Annotated in this window: 12 protein-coding genes; 7 read left to right on the top strand and 5 right to left on the bottom strand. The window is 58.4% G+C overall.

The features are described 5' to 3' along the window. Positions 1-57: 57 nt before the first annotated feature. The 5 genes from VLY20_09100 to VLY20_09080 all read right to left on the bottom strand — a co-directional run bounded on the left by VLY20_09100 (position 58) and on the right by VLY20_09080 (position 12,302). Positions 58-6,678, bottom strand: a complete 6,621-nt coding sequence (locus tag VLY20_09100; protein HUK56798.1) for an FG-GAP-like repeat-containing protein — start codon at positions 6,676-6,678, stop codon at positions 58-60. A gap of 412 nt (positions 6,679-7,090) precedes the next feature. Continuing rightward, complete coding sequence (locus VLY20_09095) at positions 7,091-7,621, bottom strand: PilZ domain-containing protein (GenBank protein HUK56797.1); 531 nt, start codon at positions 7,619-7,621, stop codon at positions 7,091-7,093. A gap of 314 nt (positions 7,622-7,935) precedes the next feature. Further along, positions 7,936-10,068 (bottom strand): DUF3488 and transglutaminase-like domain-containing protein, encoded by a 2,133-nt coding sequence (locus tag VLY20_09090; GenBank protein ID HUK56796.1) that lies wholly within the window; start codon positions 10,066-10,068, stop codon positions 7,936-7,938. Further along, positions 10,065-11,339 carry a DUF58 domain-containing protein gene (locus VLY20_09085; GenBank protein HUK56795.1) on the bottom strand — a complete coding sequence of 425 codons (1,275 nt, stop codon included), beginning with the start codon at positions 11,337-11,339 and terminating at the stop codon, positions 10,065-10,067. The genes VLY20_09090 and VLY20_09085 overlap by 4 nt, the downstream gene beginning before the upstream one ends. Positions 11,340-11,357: 18 nt before the next feature. After that, a complete protein-coding gene (locus VLY20_09080) occupies positions 11,358-12,302 on the bottom strand; it encodes a MoxR family ATPase (GenBank protein HUK56794.1) in 945 nt (314 codons plus the stop codon). 157 nt (positions 12,303-12,459) lie between these two features. Between VLY20_09080 and coaE the strand changes: the two genes are divergently transcribed. From coaE to VLY20_09045, 7 genes are all read left to right on the top strand, one after another. Continuing rightward, positions 12,460-13,062: a dephospho-CoA kinase gene (gene coaE, locus VLY20_09075; GenBank protein ID HUK56793.1), complete on the top strand. Its 603-nt coding sequence runs from the start codon at positions 12,460-12,462 to the stop codon at positions 13,060-13,062. A gap of 79 nt (positions 13,063-13,141) precedes the next feature. Further along, positions 13,142-14,020, top strand: coding sequence for a UTP--glucose-1-phosphate uridylyltransferase GalU (gene galU, locus VLY20_09070; GenBank protein HUK56792.1), 879 nt, complete (start codon positions 13,142-13,144; stop codon positions 14,018-14,020). Between the two features lie 17 nt (positions 14,021-14,037). Further along, positions 14,038-14,478, top strand: a complete 441-nt coding sequence (locus VLY20_09065; protein ID HUK56791.1) for an Hsp20/alpha crystallin family protein — start codon at positions 14,038-14,040, stop codon at positions 14,476-14,478. Between the two features lie 42 nt (positions 14,479-14,520). Continuing rightward, the gene (gene lon / locus VLY20_09060) at positions 14,521-17,004 is read left to right on the top strand and encodes an endopeptidase La (GenBank protein ID HUK56790.1); all 2,484 of its coding nucleotides are present in this window, start codon (positions 14,521-14,523) and stop codon (positions 17,002-17,004) included. Next, positions 17,001-18,014, top strand: a complete 1,014-nt coding sequence (gene thiL / locus VLY20_09055; protein HUK56789.1) for a thiamine-phosphate kinase — start codon at positions 17,001-17,003, stop codon at positions 18,012-18,014. Before lon ends, thiL begins: the two co-directional genes overlap by 4 nt. Further along, positions 18,011-18,484, top strand: coding sequence for a DUF2062 domain-containing protein (locus VLY20_09050; GenBank protein HUK56788.1), 474 nt, complete (start codon positions 18,011-18,013; stop codon positions 18,482-18,484). Before thiL ends, VLY20_09050 begins: the two co-directional genes overlap by 4 nt. After that, complete coding sequence (locus VLY20_09045) at positions 18,477-19,883, top strand: HD domain-containing protein (protein ID HUK56787.1); 1,407 nt, start codon at positions 18,477-18,479, stop codon at positions 19,881-19,883. The genes VLY20_09050 and VLY20_09045 overlap by 8 nt, the downstream gene beginning before the upstream one ends.

Here is a 19,883-nt window from a genome sequence, read left to right as displayed (position 1 = left end):
TCCCCATTTCTGCCACGTCTTTAATTTTCTGCTCCAGTTCATATCACCGCTCCGTTTTCAGAACTGCTGGATTCTCCAAATTCCATCCTGATCCATCACGAAAAAGATGTAATAAGTGATTTCGCCAGCTGCTTCTTGCCGTCGGATCCGAAATTTGGCGATACCATTGTCTGCATGGATGAACTGGATCGTATTCATACCCGCGACCATGTCTGACAATTGGGACTGAACTGCATTAAAGATTCCTCGGTAGCGCTCTTGAGATGATTCAGCAAAATAACCGATCGCTCCTTCGATGTCCCCGTTGATCAACGCTGTCTTCATCCCCTCCCACTTGCTCTTCAACAACGCATCCAGTTCGTCTCGGGATAACACATTGACGATTGTCGCGGCCGTGTAGGTGTTGCCTTTTGTATCCGTGACGGACACGGTTGGATAATAGATTCCTACCGCCTGATATTGGGCCGTTACCTTGGTTAGCGTTGCGCCGACTTGATCGATTACTCCATTCCCATCCAAATCCCACCGATATTGACTCACCGGATTCGTGAGGGTTGTTTCGACTCGAAGTGTCACCGAGAAGAGCCCTGTTGTGCTATCGGGCACGCCGCTTTCGGGATTGGCTATGAGCAGTACATCCTGTGACGGAATAGATGCATCGACCGTGATGCTCGCCTCTCCATAGGCGCCCCCCGGATTAACGGCTACGGCTGTTATCACGTTCGTTTCCGCCTGCAAGGGAACCATGGCGGAAAAGGAGTTCCGGTTGACGTGCGCCGGAACAGACTCTATCCCATCTGGCCCATTCACTTCAATCACCACACCGATCTCATTAAGTGTAGCATCGACTGTCCCTGTTATTATGACACTGGAGGCGTTGACATTCGTTCCATTGGCCGGGGACGTGATGCTGATGGGGAGCGTGGGTGAAGGCGTGGTGGCCGAGACTTCCGCCGAATAACCGCTCTCACTTCCCGATGTATTGATCGCCGTGACCACATAGTAGTAAGTCGTTCCGCCGGCCAGACCGCCGGCCATGTATGAAGGAGATGTCACGGGGGCTGTATTGAGCAGGGAATAATCGCCGCCGGACGTTGTTGCCCGGTAAACATTGTAGCCCAGGAGGTCGCTCTCCGTGTTCGGATTCCATTTCAGCGCCGCGCCTCGGATAATCGGCGAGGCAACCAGTCCGGTGGGAGCGGCGGGGGGGAGCTTGTCCAGAAGATAATCGATGCCTTCTGTTTGCCCGGGACTTATGAATTGGTCCTGAATAAAGGTTTCGTACACGGCCTTCGCGACGGTGACCGTTATCTCATAGGGCGTGATGTTCTCGACCCGATATTTGCCGCTGACGTCGGTCACAACGGCCTGGGTTTTCTTGCCGTCCGTGACCGACACGGTTGCTCCGGCAATCGGATTGTAGACCCGCAGGAACGGTTTTGGATTATCGACCACGGGAAATGAGTCATAAACCGTGCCGGTCAGTATCGCCGGGCGGAGGTCGAGCGGGATATTCAACGTCATGACCAGTCCGGGTGAGAGCGTCTTAGTCAGGGTTGTGGTTTGATAAATATTTACGGAAGGCGTCACGGTGAGTGTTACCTCACCCGGAACCAGTCGCAAAAACATGTAAAGGCCGTCTAACCCGGTCGTCACGGTTTGGATTCCCCCGGCATCTTGCACGGAAACCGTTGCTCCCGAGACGGGTTCCCCTGTCGCGGCATCTTGAATGGTGCCCGTCATTCCTGCGACAAGAGCGTATGTGACCGTTACGGTATCCGATGAACGGTTCCCGGCCGAATCCACGGCCGTGGCGGCGACGGTGTTCATGCCCGGGTTTAAAGGGATATTATTGGCCGTAAATGTCCCGCTTTGCGTCTGGACAGCCGCCGATTGACCGTTGACGGTGACCACGGCGCCGACATCGTCAACCGTGCCCGAGACGAACAAAAGCGGGTCGACCGTGATCCCGCCGTTGAGCGGGATGGTTATCTTGATCAACGGAGCCGCCGTATCGGCCGGATGGGGAGTGAGCTTGATTTTGCTTGAAAGCGAGCTCTCTTCTCCCTGCGTGTTCACAGCCGCAACGGTATAAAAATAGAGTTGACCATTCGTGACCGAGGTGTCGATGTATGAAAGCGAGGTGATCGGCGCGCCATTGATTTTTGTATAACCGCCCCCGGAATAAAGACTTCGATACAGATTGTAACCCGCTAGATCGGCTTCCGGACTTGCGGCCCAGATCAGGGAGACACTGCCGTCCCCGGCCGCGCCGGAAAGATTTTGAGGAGGGGACGGGGGCGTGTATAACGCGGGCAGCTGATTTAATAGGAGCTTGACCGTGCCGCCCGAACCTACGGCGATATCCATGCGGCCGTCCAGGTTAAAGTCCGTGGATACCATTTGCCCGTTCGATCCGTAGGCGGCGGGGGGTTGGAACGTCCCATTCCCATTGCCGAGCAAAAGGTTTATGGACTCCAAATCTCCGACGACCAGATCCATGAAACCGTCCTGATTGAAATCCTGTGCGATCAAAGTCCCCTGTTCGACCCCGACCTCATAGCTCATCGGGTCGTTGAAGGTCCCGTTTCCATTGTTGAGGTAGATTCTAAGTGTATGGCCCAAGTTCATGCCGACGGCCAAATCCGGGTAGCCGTCTCCGTTGAAATCCCGCACAAGGAGATCGGACGGCTCGAACGGATCCAACAGGATGGTCCCGTTAGGCTGAAATGTTCCATCCCCGTTTCCGGTATGAATCGAGAGGCTCGATGAAAACTCTCCGGGATGGCCGCTGATCGGTGTCGAATCCAGACTGACAATATCGAGACGGTTATCCTGATTGATGTCGGCAACCCGTATGCCGACCGACCTTGTACTGATGGTATAAGAGATGGGTGCTCTGAACGTCTCATCCCCGTTGTTGATATAGACCATCACGCCCGGGTCCTGAGCCAGCACGATATCGACAAGGCCGTCCTGATTTATATCGGCTGCGACAATGCCCCGATTGGGCAGAGTTGAGGTCTGCAGTGTCGGACCCCGTCTGAATGTATTATCTCCCGTCCCCCAGTAGAGCTCGATCCTCGGATAGCCGTGTGTGCCGCCCGTCGGATTGTAGAAAGCGTCACTCAGAACGATATCCTGATTGCGGTCGCCGTTAAAGTCCGCCGAGGCCATGCCTGAAATCTCAGAAACGCCCGCCTCCTGATTGATGATAGCCTGTCCGGCGAAGGTTCCATTCCCCTTTCCGGGAATTAACGACAGGTTGTTATGATCCACGAGTGCGATGTCCGGGACACCGTCCCCGTTCAAATCCGCCATTTCCACCGACGCCACATCTTCCCATCCACCGATGGATGAGCTTCTTGCAAAAGTCCCGTCCCCCTGCCCCAGCCAGACCTGCAGAGAACTCCCGCCTCCCACAAGCAAATCAAGATGGCCGTCATGGTTTAAATCATCGAGGGTTGCCGAGAGACCTCCGTATAATAAGAGGCCCTCCAAGCCCCCGACGGGTATCATCTCATCCAACTGGCCGTATCCGTCATTTAAGAACACCCACGCGGAGGAAGCCGCGTAATCAAAAACAATGAAATCCTGTTTGCCATCCCCGTTCAGGTCCTCGCTTAAAATGGCATCGAAGACAAAGACATTGCTTGATTGATAGGCGATTTTTTCGTCGAACGAGCCGTCTCCTTTTCCAAGTAAAAGGGTGACCATGCTGGCTTGAAACCCGTACGATGAATAATATAAGTAATTGACCACGGCGAAATCCGCAAGGCCGTCTCTGTTGAAGTCGCCCGTTTGAATCGCGATAGGGAAGCGGCCGATGGTGTTCCATGGATAGTAAGGCTGAAATGTCCCATCGCCGTTGCCCAAAAGAATCGAAACGTAATTGACGGATGGATCGTAATCCGTCGCCACGATATCCGGATGACCATCGCCGTTGACATCCGCAATCGCCAGGCTCTTGGGATTCGGTCCGGCGGTAAAAATCTTCTGGGCTTGAAAGCTGCCGTCCCCGTTGCCCAGGAGGATGGAGACATCATTTGAACCGCTATTGACCGTGACGATATCCGGGTTGCCGTCCCCGTTGAGATCCTCCAGGGCGATAAAGGCGGGGGCCGACCCGACCGGATATGAAACGGGCGCGTTGAGGTCGCCATTCCCGCTGTTTAACAAGACGGAGACGTCATTCGATAAGTCATTCGCAACCACAAGATCCGGATGTCCGTCTTTGTTCAAGTCCCCCCTCTTTACGGCCACGGGATCGATTCCCGTGCGATAGGTGCGATCCACTTGAAAAGGAGGGCTGATGTCATTTCCGATCCAGGTATTTCCTCTGTTCAGCACCGTAGAAAATAAAGAGACAAAACCGTTTCCCGAGAGAACAAGATCCGGGGTATGATCTCCGTCAAGATCCGCCGACACAATGCCAAAGATCGCTTCAGTCGTTGGAATTTCTACTCGATCAATAAAACCCCCGTCGCCACGACCAAAGAGCATAAAAATATCGAAACTTCCTACTGTAATGATGTCCTGGGCTCCATCCTGATCAAAATCCCCGATATTCATCGAACCGCCGTCGGTGCTAAATTCCGAAGGGGGCTGAAAGGTCCCGTCGCCGTTTCCTAAAAATGTGAATGCCGTGCCAAGATATGCGATCAGAAGGTCCAACTTCCGATCGCCATTCAAATCGGTGAACTCGACCGTTCGACCGCCCAGGAGTGAATAGTTGTTTGAAGGGATCACCAGCCCGGGGCTATCAACTCGAGGCTCTTGAAAATTCCCGCTTCCGTCATTTATGAAGACGATCAAATCCGGCCGGAGGGAATAAGGGTTGTCTTTCATCATGAAAATATCGGGGAAACCATCTCCATTGAGATCTCCGACGGTTAGGTTTGATAGGTAGACGCTGTCGTCCCACGGAAGGACGGTGGAAGACTGGAATGCGCCGTTGTCTTTATTCAGCAACACCAAAAGTTCGTGACCGCCCGAACCGTCTCCTAAAATCAACCCGATATCGGCCAGACCGTCGTGATTGAAATCGGAAGCGACCGCCTCCGTAAGCCCCGAGCCCGCGTCGGCGCTCCAGACCATCACGGGGTTGCTAAAAGAGCCGTCACCCATCCCGTAGAAGAGACGGACGGCGCCGTTTTGATCCGCAATGGCGGTATCGACATACGAATCGGCATCGAACATTCCCGTTAAAATCCTTCCCGGGGCGTTGAGGGTATAACTCGGTCCCGTTGTAAACGTCCCGTCGCCGTTACCGGTGAACAGGAGAAGTTCATGCCGGTTATTTGAGAGAGAAACCGTCAAGGCCAGGTCCGGGATTGCGTCGCTGTTAAAGTCCTCTGCCACGATATCGTCATATCCGGTGTCGGGGGCTCCGCTCAGCTCGCCGAAGGAGACGGGGTTTTGAAAACCGCCGTCTCCCTTGCCCAAGATCACGGAGATCTTGCTGCTGTGACCAAATCCGGAACCACCGTTGTTGACCAAGACCACGTCCGGGATGCCGTCCTTGTTAATGTCTGAAACCTTCATAGGTCCGTTATAAGCACTGTTGCTATCTTTATAACTTCCGGCATCAAATCCCGGTTCGGGGAATATAAAAGGTCTTGTCCTTGTCTTTGTGGTAAATGTGGCCGACGAGCTTCCCGTATTATTTGCTTTGTCCGTAGCGGACACAAGGACTGAATGGGAGCCGTCCGCAAGGGTTGTTTTAGGGGTGTAAGTCAGGCCGGATGCCGTGATCAACGCGTCGGAAGTGACATCCAAACCGTCAAGAGAAAGATGAACCGTCGACGCATCCATATCGGAGATTTCATCTGAAAATAGAACCGAGATCCCGGGTTTGGAGACGTTGAGGACCGCCTCATTCTGAGGGGATGTGATAGTGATAAGCGGCTGGGTCTTATCAATATTGACAGCCATATGGGCGGTGGCCGTATTTCCTGCAAGGTCGCTCGCCGTACCGCTTGCGAGCTGATTCGTTCCTTGAGTAACGACAGTGATGGACGCCGGGCAGTTCGCCACGCCGCTGCCGGAATCAGAGCAGGTGAAACTCACCGTCACATCGGCGTTATTCCAGCCATTCGCGTTCGGCGTAGGCGCGGCGGTCGGAGTAATCGTCGGCGGGGTTGTATCGGCGGTCACGGTCACTGTAACCGTCGCCGTACCGGTGGCTCCGCCAGCGTCACGCGCCGTATAGCTGAACGTGTCCGTCCCGCTGAAGGTGGAGACCGGATAATAGGCGACGGTGTTGTCTGCGTTGATGACTGTGGAACCGTGGCCAGGGGTACCGACCGCGGCCACGGTCAGCGCGGTTCCCTCCGGATCGGAGTCGTTTGCCAGTACCTGGACCGTGACCGATACACCTTGAACCGTGCCGGCGGTATCATTCGCGGCATGAGGCGCTTGATTGGCGCAGCGGGTCGATTTTGAAGAAGCCGTGGCGGTGCGGCGGTCGTCATCCGGTCCTTCCAACGTCCAAACCAGATTGGAACCGTTGAACGAAACCCGAAACGCCCCGACGATCCGGCCCGGTTTGAAGGCTGTCGTCTGCCCGCGATTGACGGGCGACGGCGAAAACTTGTTGTTCGATCCAACTGGAATCTTAACGGTGAAGGCGTTCTCATTCTTAAACCCGAACAACGCCGAATAGCTTCCGTCGGCCATGGGGGTCACGCATTCAAGGATCGGACGGACGGCCCCGTCGTGATCTTCGTCGTGGGCCCTGGAAAGGCCGGGGCTGATCAAAACAGCTAGGAGGATAAAGCCGAACGCAGGGATGGGGAGGACACGGTTCCGCCGATGCGATCGATGAGGAAGCGTTTGGGTGGGGCGGGATAAAATTGACAGCGGTGCGTTTGGAAGCCGGGGCACGATCACTCCTTCGACCGTTCGGATCGGGCAGTGGCATGCCCGCCTAAGTCGACGCGGTGCGCAGCGTTACGGTGGATTTATAGATGCAGATCTTACTTCTTCTGACGGCGCGATGCTATCAAAGGGATCGGCCCGTGTCAAGGGGTTTTTGGCGTACGCCCGAGAGCGGCGACAATGGCGCGTCGCCCGTTTACGACGAAGGTTTTCAAAACGGCATGCCCTCCGGTTGGGGCTCATGAAGCCCCCTTTGCCGGTTGAACTTGTGAATGAACTGGAGGATCTCCGCGCGGTTTTTATCGGAAATCGAGGTGAACTGAAGTCCCATGCCGGGATAGAAGAACTTTTCCAGAATATTTTTGCGGACCCAGACCACTTTGCCCTCGGCCGGAATGACCTTGCTCGAGGCCGGCAGGTGAATCTCAAGCCGCATCTGCGTCCCCGCGGGCTGCGGGCTGAACTGTTCGATGAAAAGGCCGCCGCCGCCGAGGGTGCTGGCGATCGCTTCGCAGAGGCGGCCGTCCGCGTCGTGATAATTGACGTGGGTCCCAAGATCAAGGCGGGGATACTGCCGCTTGAAGTCGTGCGTCACGCCCCCCAGCCGTTCCAGAAAATCCTCCAGGACCAGGCTGGCCACCGGCTTTCCTTCCGGATTTTCGACCGTGAGCGACTCCTTCTCCGCGTCGATGCCGACCTGAAATCCCCGGTAGCGGCCGGCTTTTTTTAATCGGATCTTCATCGAACTCTCCTTGGAATGGTTGACGGCCTTTTAATTATAGCAGGGGTTTTTTCCGATTCCATGCGCAAAGGGAACGGGGCGACGGGGAGGACGGGTTGCGAATAAACGAGACGGGCTTCAAACCGGGGCACGGAAACTCCCTCGACCGTCCGGACCGGGCAGCGGCATGCCCGTCCAGGTCAATGCGGTGCGCAGCAATGGAAAACAATGAACGTCGGTTCCATTCATCCGACGGCGTGATGCTAGCAAACGGAGGGGAGGGAGTCAAGGGGTATTTGCATGTCCACGAAGCGACTTTCTTGAAACAAGTATCATTAAGTCACCGCGGGCGTCGGGGCTTTCATGGCTTCAAGCAGTTCGCTCACGCGCCGCCGCTCGTGATCGGAGAGCGCGTCGCCGGCGAAGCGGACGCGGTAATAGAGGTCGGTCAGCTCGTCCGCGGCCGGGCGGAGCGGCAGGGGCGCCGCCGGGATTTTTCGGACGAATTCCCTGGGCGTGAGGGCGGGCGGCTTGGGGAAGCCCTTGGCGCGGAGCAGGTCGAGCATCTGGTAGTAGAAGGCGTGCGCCTGGGTCTTTCGCTGCCGTTTTCGCCAGGAAGCGACGGCCCGGCCGCTCGATCGCTTGAGCCGGCGCATGCCCTTGTACAGGGCGATGCCGGCCGCGATCAAGATCAGCGCCGCCGTGACCGGATGGAGGAGCAACGAGGAGAAGGCGGTCCAGACGGTGTCGAACATGTTCTTTAGAATGGCCGGAAGCAGGACGGGGATCTTCATCGTGTTGTCCTTCACCTCGGCGGCTATGCGGATCTGGTCGTGGAGGCTGAAGTAGACCACGTAGCGGTTCCACCACCACTGGAGCGTGTCCGTCGAGCGGCGGAGGAACCCGAAGAGACCGCCGGCGTCCTCCGAGGTGTCCGGCGGAGTCGGATCGAACGGGATCCATCCGGAGTGCTCGAACCAAACCTCGACCCAGGCGTGCGCGTTGCTCTGGCGGACGGTGTAGTACCGGCCGAAATCGTTCCATTCGCCGGGCAGGAAGCCGGTAACATACCTTGCAGGGATCCCCAGGCTTCTCAGGAGAAGCGTCATGGCCGTGGCATAGTGCTCGCAGAAGCCGGCCTTCGTGCTGAAAAGAAAATCTTCGATCGGCATGCCGGATGTCGTCGGTTTGACGTCCAGGGTGTAGCGGTAGTTGGTCCGGAGGTAGGTTTCGATCGTCGAGACCTTTTGAAAGACGGTGTCGGCCGCCGGTCTCGCCCGGAGGATGTCCTGGGCCAGCCGTCCGATCCGGTCGGATCCCTCCGGCATCTGGAGATAGGGCCGGAGCGGGGGGCCGGGGGCCGGAATCGTCCGGGTTTCGGCGTCCGACCGCGTCAGGGCCGGCAGGACGGAGGTGAGAATGTATTCGATCCGCGTCGCCGGAACCGCCGGAAGGGAGATGGAATTCGTCGCGTTCGCCCGGATGGTGGAGAACTGACCGCCCACCTGAACCACGTCCGGCGCGCCGAAGAGAACGGCGGTGTCCAGGGGCTCCAGGATGGTCTCCTGGGTGATCGCCCGTTCGGGGTGTTGTCGATAGGCCAGATTGAAGACGCCGTTGCCGTCGGAGGACACGAAGCGGCCGCTGCCGAAACTGTTGCGCCAGGCCCGGCCGTTGTAAAAATCGTATGCCATACCGCGCCAGTAAATTCCCTCGACGTCCGGAAGCGGACGGGAGGGATGGACCCGCATGATCACGGTCGGGTCCTTTTTAACCGAACCGATCTCGCCCAGGTCCTCTTCCTCGGAAAAACCCGACGTCCGGATCAGGCTGGATTGCGTTCGGTGGAAAAAGCCCAGGCCGACCCGCGGGATGAACATGAACAGAAGAAGGGCGCATCCCAGCGCGGCGACCGCGATGCCGTTCGTGCTCATGAAAAAAGCCCAGGTCAATCCGGACGCCCAGCCGGACGGCTGGCCGGCCGGTCCCCGGCCGGTGAGTCTCGCTTTTTCCATCGTCAGGTGATGAAGCAGCAGGGCCCAGGTGGCGGTCAGGAGATACAGCACGAAGGAAACCAGGAAAGTGACGTCGATCGTATAGGTGGAGGCGGCCAGGAGCTGCAGGAAGCTGATCAGGTAAAGCTGGAAATGATCCTGGGGCGTCCGGAGGTTGAACAGTTTATTGATCATCAGAAAAACGATGAAATGGGTGCTGGCGGTCAAAAGGGATTGGGAAAAGACCGAGAGGTCGATGATGAAAAAAGCCAGCACGGCCAAGTTGACCGAGGTCCAGATCTGGCGGTTCAGATTAAAGGTCATCCCGCGCAGGACGAGGATAAAACTGGCCGCCACCGCCGCGACGGCCGTGAACGCGAATAACAAGGAGAATTCGTTCGTCAAGATCAGGGACAGCAAACCGATCAAGGCCAGGAGGCGCGAGGTGATCTGAAACGTGAGGTCCAGCGTCATGGGCGTTTTCCTCCCGTCCGGGACCAGGCCTCGAACCGGGGTTCGCCGGCGCCCAGGACGTTCGAGTAGCGTCCCCGCAGAGTGTCCCACATCGGGTCGGGCGATGGAAGAATCAGGATCCGGCGCCCTCCGAACGCGGCGGACCGGGCGAGGGCCGCGATTCTCCGGTTGATCCGATCCCGCTCGCTTTGTTCCGTGGAATCATAGACCGGTTGGATCAGCGCCAGCGTTTTGAGAACGTCGTCGAGATCCATGGGCGTTTCCGGCCCGTCGGCGTTTTCAGAAAGCGTCTGCAGGTCGACCGCATAGCCGTGACGGTTGAACTCATAGGCCAGCGAGGCCGTCAACTCGACGGCCCGTTCGAAATTCTGAAGCGCCGCTTCCGGCGCATCGGAGCGGCCCCCCGATCCAGAAAATAAGCGAGGATCGGGCTTGGCCCGTCCGAGCGCGGGGGTGCGGGGGGCATGTGAGGACCCTTGTTCCTCTCCGCCGGAGCGGTCCCCCGATACAAAAGGCAGGTGATTGCTGAACACCAGATGGACGTGGTCGTCCTCCTCGCGCTCGTATTCTTTCAGGAGGAGCTTGGACTCGCGGGCGGAGGCTTTCCAGTGAATTCCGCGGGCGTCGTCCCGCGGCGTGTAATCCCGCAGGTTGTGGAGAGTCGCGCCGCTTCCCCGCACCGGGTATTCGTGGTCCCGGCCGAGCCGCGAAGTCATCCGGTCGATGCCCGGAGGTCGGGGAAGGACCCGGGGATAGACCAGCACCGTGCGGGTCTGGGGACGGATCAGGGTCTTTTGAAAAAAACCGAACGGGAAGGCCGTGTGGAACCGCAACGGCGGCAACGCCTGGAATCCTCGTTTTTCAAACCGGGTCGTCTTCCGGAAAACGGTGGTCTGCCCGGCGGACAGTTGAAAGGTGTAGACGGACTGGGACGCGTCCTCTCCCTCGTCCACGCGGAACGAATAGGAAGGAAGAAACCGTTTGCCGTTGGTGATCCGGATCTCGACCGGAACGGGCTCCTGCGCGAAGATTCGGACGGGGAAGCGCCATTCGAAGGAAATTTTGCGGAGGGACTGTTCGGACAGAATCCCGGAGACGATGATCAGGCTCAGCATCATCCCGAGGATGAGATAGAGGAGGTTGTTCCCGGTGTTCACCGCCGCCACGCCGACGGCCAAGGTGAGAAGCACGAAACGGGTGCCGGTCGGCGTGAAGGTGATCGAGCGGTTCCGGTAGATCAGCCGCTGAAGTCTGGTGAGGAAGGAGGACATAAAAAGATGGATTCCCGCTCAAAGCGGAACGGCGACCTGGTTCACCAATTCTTGAACGATGCGCTCGGCGTCCTCGCTGCGGCGGCCGTCGGTTTCGAACTGGGTGTTGAGAATCACGCGGTGGGCGAAGACCAGCGGGGCCAGCCGTTTGATATCGTCGGGGACGCAGTAATTCCGTCCGTCGACCAGGGCGTAAGCCTGCGCGGTCTTGTGCAACGCCATGGCGCCGCGCGGACTGACCCCCAACGCAAACCGTTCGTTGCTCCGCGTCGCCAGGGTCAGGGACAGAAGATAGTCCACCAGATTTTCATCCACGCGGACGCGGTCGACGGCGTTTTGAAGCTCCAGGACCTCGTGCGTGCTCAGGACCGGTTTGAGGTCGCCGGCCGGTTGAAAAAGTCGCTGGGTGGTCAGGATGACCTTCTCGTTTTCGGGGTCGGGATAGCCGATTCCGATCCGCATCAGGAAGCGGTCCAGCTGCGACTCGGGCAAGGGATAGGTTCCGTGGTGTTCGAGAGGATTCTGCGTGGCCATGACCATGAACGGGCTGGGAAGCGGGTAGGTGTGGCTGTCCACGGAGACCTGGGCATCGTTCATGGCTTCCAGAAGACTGGACTGGGTCTTGGGCGTGGTCCGGTTGATCTCGTCCGCCAAAATAATGTTCGCGAAGATCGGCCCGAGTTTGAATTCAAAGGTCTGGGTCTGCTGATTATAAATGGTGACCCCCAGGATGTCGGAGGGAAGCAGGTCGCTGGTGAACTGAATGCGTCGGAAGCTGCAGTCCAGGGACCGGGCCAGACTGTGGGCCAGGGTGGTTTTGCCGATGCCGGGAACATCCTCGATCAAGAGGTGCCCGCGGGCCAACAACGCCGTGATCGTCAGCCGGACCACCTCCGGTTTTCCCTTGATCACCTGTTCGATGTTGTCCTGAAGGGCCCGGATTTTCTTCGCGGCATCGTTCATAGGGAAAGTTTAGCAGAGGGTATGCGTCTAGTCAACGCGACTGGAGACGGCGCCCCGATTTATGGTAGAATCATTGCCTTTAAATTCGGCCGTGAAGATTCGGGGCGCGAACGAGAATGCGCCGGCAACAAACACGAATGAGAAAGGACGGAGGGCGATGCTCCTTGTCGGGCTGACGGGCGGGATCGGAAGCGGGAAGTCGCTGGTGGCGCAGATGTTCAAACAGTTGGGCGCTTATCTGATCGATGCGGATGAGCTGGCCCACAAAGCGGTCGAGCCCGGCCGGGGGGCTTTAAGCCGGATCGTGGAGTCCTTCGGACCGGAAATCCTAAATCCGGACCGGACGCTCAACCGGGCCGAACTGGGCCGCATCGTGTTCGACCATCCCGAAAAAAGGGAACGGCTGAACTCGATCGTTCATCCCTACGTGTTTATGGAGGAAGAGCGCCTGCGGAAGGAAATCGAGAAAAAGGATCCCAAAGCGGTCGTTTTGTTCGACGCCGCCTTGCTCATCGAGACCGGATCGTATCAGCTGATGGACAAGGTGATCCTTGTGACGATCGACCGCCGGAAACAGATCGGCCGTATTATGAGACGGGACGGACTCAGCCGGGAGGAAGCGGTCAAGCGGATCGAGGCGCAGATGCCCCAGACCCGGAAGAAAAGCAAGGCCGACTACATCATCGACGGGGGACAGGCTCTGGAAACGATCGAAGGCCAGGTACGAAAGATTTATGAAGAGCTGCAATCCCTGGCCTGAACTATTTGCAGGGGCTCACGTCGCCCCCTCCGCCGGGTGAAGTTGACTTTTCGTCGATCCTCTCAGTAGAATGGAGCTCATGACCTCGTCCAACGTGATCAAGGCCATCATCCCGGCGGCGGGGTTGGGAACCCGGTTTCTACCGGCCACGAAAGCCTCTCCAAAGGAGATGCTTCCGCTGGTGGACAAGCCGTTGATTCAGTACGTCGTGGAAGAGGCGGTCGCGGCCGGCATTCAGGAGATCATCATCATCACCGGCCGGGGAAAGCGGGCCATCGAAGATCACTTCGACGTTTCGTTTGAACTGGAGGAAAACCTTCGCGAGAACGGGAAAAAAGGCCTCTTAAAGGAAATCCAGGAAATCGCGGACCTGGCCGATTTTTGTTACGTGCGCCAGAGGCATGCGCGCGGTCTGGGTCATGCCATACTGTGCGCCCGGCATTTGATCGGGAATGAACCTTTCGCGGTGATTTTGGGGGACGACATTCTGGACGCTCCGGTCCCGGCCATCCAGCAGATGATCCAGGTTTATGGACGGCTTCAAGCTCCGATTGTGGGCATCCAGCCCGTGCCCAAGTCCGAGGTTTATCAGTACGGGGTCATCAAGGCCGAGCCGATCGAGCCGGATCTTTTCCGGATCGAAGACCTGATCGAAAAGCCCCTGCCCCTGAAGGCCCCGTCCAATTTGGCCGTGATCGGTCGTTACATCCTGACGCCGGAAATCTTTAAGGCGTTGGAAAAAACGCCCCCCGGGAAAAACGGGGAGATCCAGCTGACCGACGCCCTTCGGATCCTGGCTCGGCAAAGGGTGATGTACGGCAAGAAACTCCAGGGGGTGCGCTACGACGCCGGAGACAAGTTGGGTTTTTTAAAAGCGACGGTCGAGTTCGGGTTGAAACGTCCGGATTTGGGAAAGCCGTTCCTTAAGTATCTCAAGAGTCTGAAGTTGCAGGCCTAATCCGGGAGATCCTCCTTGTGCCGAACGATCCGTTCTTTCATATGAAGATCATCCAAAATCCCTTGGGATTGCTTCCGAAGGCCTTGCGCGCGGGAGGGAAAGAAGGCCGGGACATGGTGGGCGAGACGGATTCCCCGTTGGTGGACATCTACGAGCAATCGGATGCGATTGTGATCGAAGCCGATCTTCCGGGGATCGAACCCGGCGAGGTCGCGGTCCGTCTGGCGGACGATCAGGTGACGATCGAAGGCCGGAGAGGCCAGCGGGGCGAAGGGCAGGAAGCCGGACATTATTTGCGGATGGAGCGCTGTTTTGAAGATTTCCGCCGCATCATCCATCTTCCGTTTGCCGTGGATCCGAAGAAAGCCGAGGCCATCTATCGGCAGGGCGTTTTGGTCCTTCGCTTCCCGAAGATCGAGGACCGGCGCAAGCGGGCGATCAAGATCGAGATCAAATAAATCACCGTCGAAATCACTTAACTCCTCAAGGGGGTCATTCACGTGGCAGAACAAGACAAAGAAACGATGCAGCAACCGATCGAGATTCCCGAGACGCTTCCGCTCCTTCCGGTGCGGGATATCGTCGTCTTCCCCTACATGGTTCTTCCCCTGTTCGTCGGGCGGGAGATGTCGATCCGCGCCATCAACGAGGCCCTGGCCGGCAACCGGATGATTCTGATGGCCGCCCAGAAGGTTTTGGATGTTGAAAATCCGGACCCGAAGGACATCCATACCGTGGGCACCGTCGGGATGATCATGCGGATGCTGAAGCTTCCGGACGGCCGGATCAAGATCCTGGTACAAGGCCTCACGCGGGCCCGCATCCTGAGTTTTGTCGAATCGGAACCGTATTATCGGGTCCGGATCCAAAAAATCGTCGAGCCCAAGATCGAGGAGCGGCCGCTCGAGTTGGAGGCGCTGATCCGGACCGTCAAAGAACAGCTCGAAAAGATCAGCACGTTCGGAAAACTCGTGCTGCCGGAGGTCCTGGTGGTGATCGAGAATCTGGACGACCCGGGCCGCCTGAGCGACATGATCATTTCGAATCTGGGTTTGAAGGTGGAGGAGGCCCAGGAGGTGTTGGAGATCCTCGATCCCACCGAGCGCCTCAAGAAGGTGAGCGAGATTCTGGCCAAGGAGCTGGGCGTTCTGAACATGCAGCAGAAGATCCAGGCCGAGGCCAAGGGCGAAATGGACAAGACCCAGCGGGAATATTTCCTTCGGGAGCAGCTGAAGGCGATTCAAAAGGAGCTGGGCGACGTCGATGAGCGCGCCGAGGAGGTGACGGAATTCCGGAAGCGGATCAAAGAGGCCAAGATGCCCGAGAAGGTATCCAAGGAGGCCGACAAGCAGCTCAAGCGGTTGGAACATATGCATCCCGACTCCGCGGAGGCCTCCACGGTCCGGAGCTATCTGGAATGGCTGGTGGAGTTGCCGTGGAGCAAAAAGACCAAGGACAATCTGGACATCAAAGCGGCTTCCAAGGTGCTGGACACGGATCATTACGACCTCGAAAAGGTCAAGGAGCGGATCCTCGAGTATCTGGCCGTCCGGAAGATGAAAGACAAGATGAAGGGCCCGATCCTTTGTTTCGTCGGTCCGCCGGGGGTGGGGAAGACCTCGCTCGGGAAATCGATCGCCCGGGCGCTGGGACGGGAGTTCGTGCGCATTTCCCTGGGCGGTATCCGCGACGAGGCCGAGATCCGGGGGCATCGCCGGACGTACGTCGGGGCCCTGCCCGGTCGATTGATTCAAGGCATCAAGCAGGCCGGAACCAACAATCCGGTCTTCATGATGGACGAGATCGATAAAGTCGGGGCCGATTTCCGGGGCGACCCCTCCGCCGCGCTGTTGGAGGTGTTGGACCCGGAGCAGAACAACGCCTTCAGCGATCATTATCTGGGCGTGCCGTTCGACCTGTCCAACGTGATGTTCATCACCACGGCCAACATCACCGATACGATCCTGCCGCCGCTGCGGGACCGGATGGAGGTGATCGAACTCTCCGGATATACCGAGGAGGAGAAGCTCGGCATCGCGCGCAATTTTCTCATCCCCCGGCAGTTGACGGAGCACGGCATTACGGAAAAGAACGTGACCCTTACCGACCCGGCCGTTCGGTCGATCATTCAGCAATACACCCGGGAGGCCGGCGTCCGGAACCTGGAGCGGGAGCTGGCGACCGTTCTTCGAAAAATCGCGCGGCAGATCGCGGAGGGCAAGGAGAAGCATTTCACCGTCACGCCGGCCAACGTCCACAAGCTCCTCGGGGTTCCGAAACATCTTCCGGAGGCCGAGCAGGAAAAAGACGAGATCGGCGTGGCGACCGGCCTGGCCTGGACCGAGACCGGCGGAGACATCATCTATATCGAGGCCACCTTCATGAAGGGAAAAGGGGGCGTGATGTTGACCGGCCACCTCGGGGATGTCATGAAAGAGTCGGCGCAGGCGGCCTTGAGCTACATCCGGTCCCGGGAAAAGACGTTGGGCATCAAACCGGATCTATTTTCCAAGAACGACATCCATATCCACGTGCCGGCCGGCGCGATTCCGAAGGACGGGCCCTCGGCAGGGATCACGATGGCGACGGCCCTCGCCTCCGTGTTTACCAACGTGCCGGTCCGCCGGGACGTGGCCATGACGGGGGAGGTTACCCTCCGGGGACGCGTGCTGCCCATCGGCGGGTTGAAGGAAAAAATTCTGGCGGCGCGGCGGGCCGGGATCAAGACCGTGATCCTGCCGAAGCGCAACGAAAAGGACCTGGAGGAAGTGCCCAAACACGTCCGTCGCGGGATGGAGTTTGTCTTTGCCGAAACCATGGACGATGTTCTTCCGGCGGCCCTTCGGCGGGCGGCCGGCTCCAAAGTTCAGCGTCCCGTGGCGCAGAAGGTCCGCCGGGAAAAGGTGTTGGCGCCGGCCATTTCGGCGCGCGGACGCGACCGGTCCGGGAAGAGCGAACGCGTGAGACCTCGATCCATCGCATGACGCTGAACCAACTCGGGGAGTTCGGTCTCCTCCGTCGCCTGTTTCGGCGGATCCCATCGCCGCCCCGCTTTGTTTCCATCGGACCGGGCGATGACGCGGCGGTTTTCCGGACCTCCTCCGACCGGGATTGGATCGTCACGACGGATACGTTGGTGGAGGCGGTCGATTTCGATCGGGCCTACAGTTCCTTCCGCCAGATCGGGTACAAGGCGTTGGCCGTCAATCTCAGCGACATCGCCGCGATGGGCGGCCGGCCCGTCGCTTTCCTGGTCAGTCTCGCCGCGCCGGGCCGAACGCCGGTGAAGGCCGTGGACGAAATCTATCACGGGATGCTGGCCTTGGCCCGCCGCTATCGGGTCGCGTTGATCGGCGGGGACGTTTCCGGCTCCCCGAAAGGGATCTCGATCACGGTGATGATGCTGGGAGTGATCGGACGTGGCGCCGCCGTTCCCCGTTCCGGCGCACGATCCGGCGACCGGATCTATGTGACCGGCACGTTGGGGGATTCCCGGGCGGGGCTGGAAATTTTAAAAATGAAAAAACGCCCGAACTCCCCGGCCCTGGAGTCGCGCCTGGTCCGTCGTCATTTCTTTCCCGTTCCCCGGGTGGAATTCGGCCGTCTGCTGAGCCGGCGGGGATGGGCCACGGCGATGATCGACCTCTCGGACGGTTTGGCCTCCGACCTGCGGCATCTTTGCGAGGCCAGTCGGGCGGGGGCCCGGATCGACTGGGACCGCCTGCCGGTTTCGACCGCGTTGGCCTCCTATGCCCGCCGCTTGAACCGGTCCGCGGCGGACTATGCCCTTCGGGGCGGGGAGGATTTCGAATTGCTTTTTACGGTGAACCGGAAACGAGTTGCGGCGGTCGAAGCCGCGGCGAAACGGATGGCCTTGGCCGTAACCCCGATCGGCACCGTTGTTTCCAAAAGCCGCGGAATCACGCTGATCGGAAAGGAGAGCCGCGCGGTTCCTTTGAGCGTGAGGGGCTACGAGCACTTTGGCCGTTTATGATCACGATTTCCTACTGGCGGAACAAGGTCAAGGACATTCTGCATCTGGATGACAACCCTCACCGGATCGCCGCGGCTTTTTCCCTGGGGGTTTTTATTTCCTGTTCGCCGTTTATCGGCCTCCATTTCATCAGCGCCTTCTTTCTCGCGTGGGTGCTTCGGCTGAATCCCGTGGCGGTCATTCTCGGAACGTTGTTCAACAACCCCTGGACCTTTGCCCCGATTTTCGGGACCAGTCTCTGGATCGGGATCAAGATCTACGGCCGGCACGAGCTTCTGCATCCGATCCATTGGCAGGATCTCACGATTGTAAACGCCATCCCCCAGTTGGAGCCCTACCTCAAGCCGTTTCTTCTCGGGACGACCCTGCTGGGGATCGCCGCGAGCATCGTCGTGTATCCCTGCGCCTATTACTTCATCAAGGAGTACCGCTATCTCCGCCACCGGGCGCAGGAGACGTCGCATGTATAAAGGCTCTCTGTACGAAGGCCACGCGCTGATCGCCGATCCCATCCATGAATACATCACCTTCACGGTTCCCTATCCGGACCCGCAGCCGGAAATCACGGAGAAACAGTTGATCGACTCGCCGTGGGTTCAACGGCTCCGGTATATCTACCAGCTCCAGAGCGCCCGCTGGGTCTTCCCCTCGGCCGAGCACAGCCGCTTCCAGCATTCGATCGGCGCGATGCACGTCGCGGGGCGGTTCGCGCGGCATCTCTACGCCTCGTTGACCGAGATCGTTCCGGACTGCCCGTCCGAGAATTTCATCGAGGAGCTGCTCCGCGTCACGGCCCTGGTCCACGACATCGGCCACGGCCCGTTCGGCCATTTCTTCGACGATAATTTCCTGGCCCAGTACGGGATCACGCATGAGATTCTGGGCCAGTATATCATCCGGGACGAACTGGGAAGCCTGATCCGGCGGATCCGCCGCAGTCCTTCCGGCCCGTTCGGGCGCGGAGAGGAGATCAACCCGGACCATGTCGCTTTTTTGATCCTCAAGGATCCGCAAAAGAACAGCGCGAAATACCCACCCTGGCTGGTTTTCCTCCAGCCGATCCTGGGCGGAATCTACACCGCCGACAACATGGACTACGTGCTCCGCGATTCCTACATGTGCGGCGTGGCGGTCGGTCCCGTCGATATCCGGCGGCTGATCCATTACACGTTTTTCACGGACAAGGGTCTCACGCTTCACAAGACAGGGCTCTCGGCCCTGCAGATGTTTTTAAACACCCGCCTTTACCTCTATTCGAATGTGTATTACCATCGGACAACGCGGGCGATCGACCTGCATCTGCGCGACATCTTCCACGACACGATCCGGAGGATCTTCCCTTATCATCCGATCAAGCGCCGTTCGGAATATCTCCAATTGACCGAATGGTCTTTGCTGGAAGAGATCCGTCGGTGGAAGCGGTCTTCGGACGCCAAAAAACGGAAGCTGTACGACGAGTGGCAGTTGATCTTCCACCGGGACGTGAAATGGAAGATGGCCTACGACATTACCCTTCCCACCCGCGGCGGCGAGCGCGGCCGAACGTTCCTCGAGCAGGAAACGGTGGAGCGGCGAATCCGCGAGCAGCTTCCGGCATCCTTGAAGAAACTCCCGTTCAAAGTCGACATGGCCAACCAGGATCCGAGGCCGCTGAATCCCCTGAGCATGGGGGAGTTCCAGATCTACGTCTACGATCCTTCCACGAAGGTTGTTTCGAAGGAGATCTTGCGGGAGTACTTCGATTTCATCCCGGCCAAGATCGTTCAGTGCCGGATCTTTACCCTGAATCACGAGCACGACGCCGAAATGGCCCGGGCCGCCGAACGCGTCCTGGGGACCGAGGCACCGAGCAGTCCGACGAATCTATAA

This window comes from Nitrospiria bacterium, assembly GCA_035517655.1.
GTDB lineage: Bacteria > Nitrospirota > Nitrospiria > JACQBZ01 > JACQBZ01 > JACQBZ01.
Note: the sequence above shows the minus strand (reverse complement) of the source record. Positions and strands in the feature narration are given on the sequence as shown.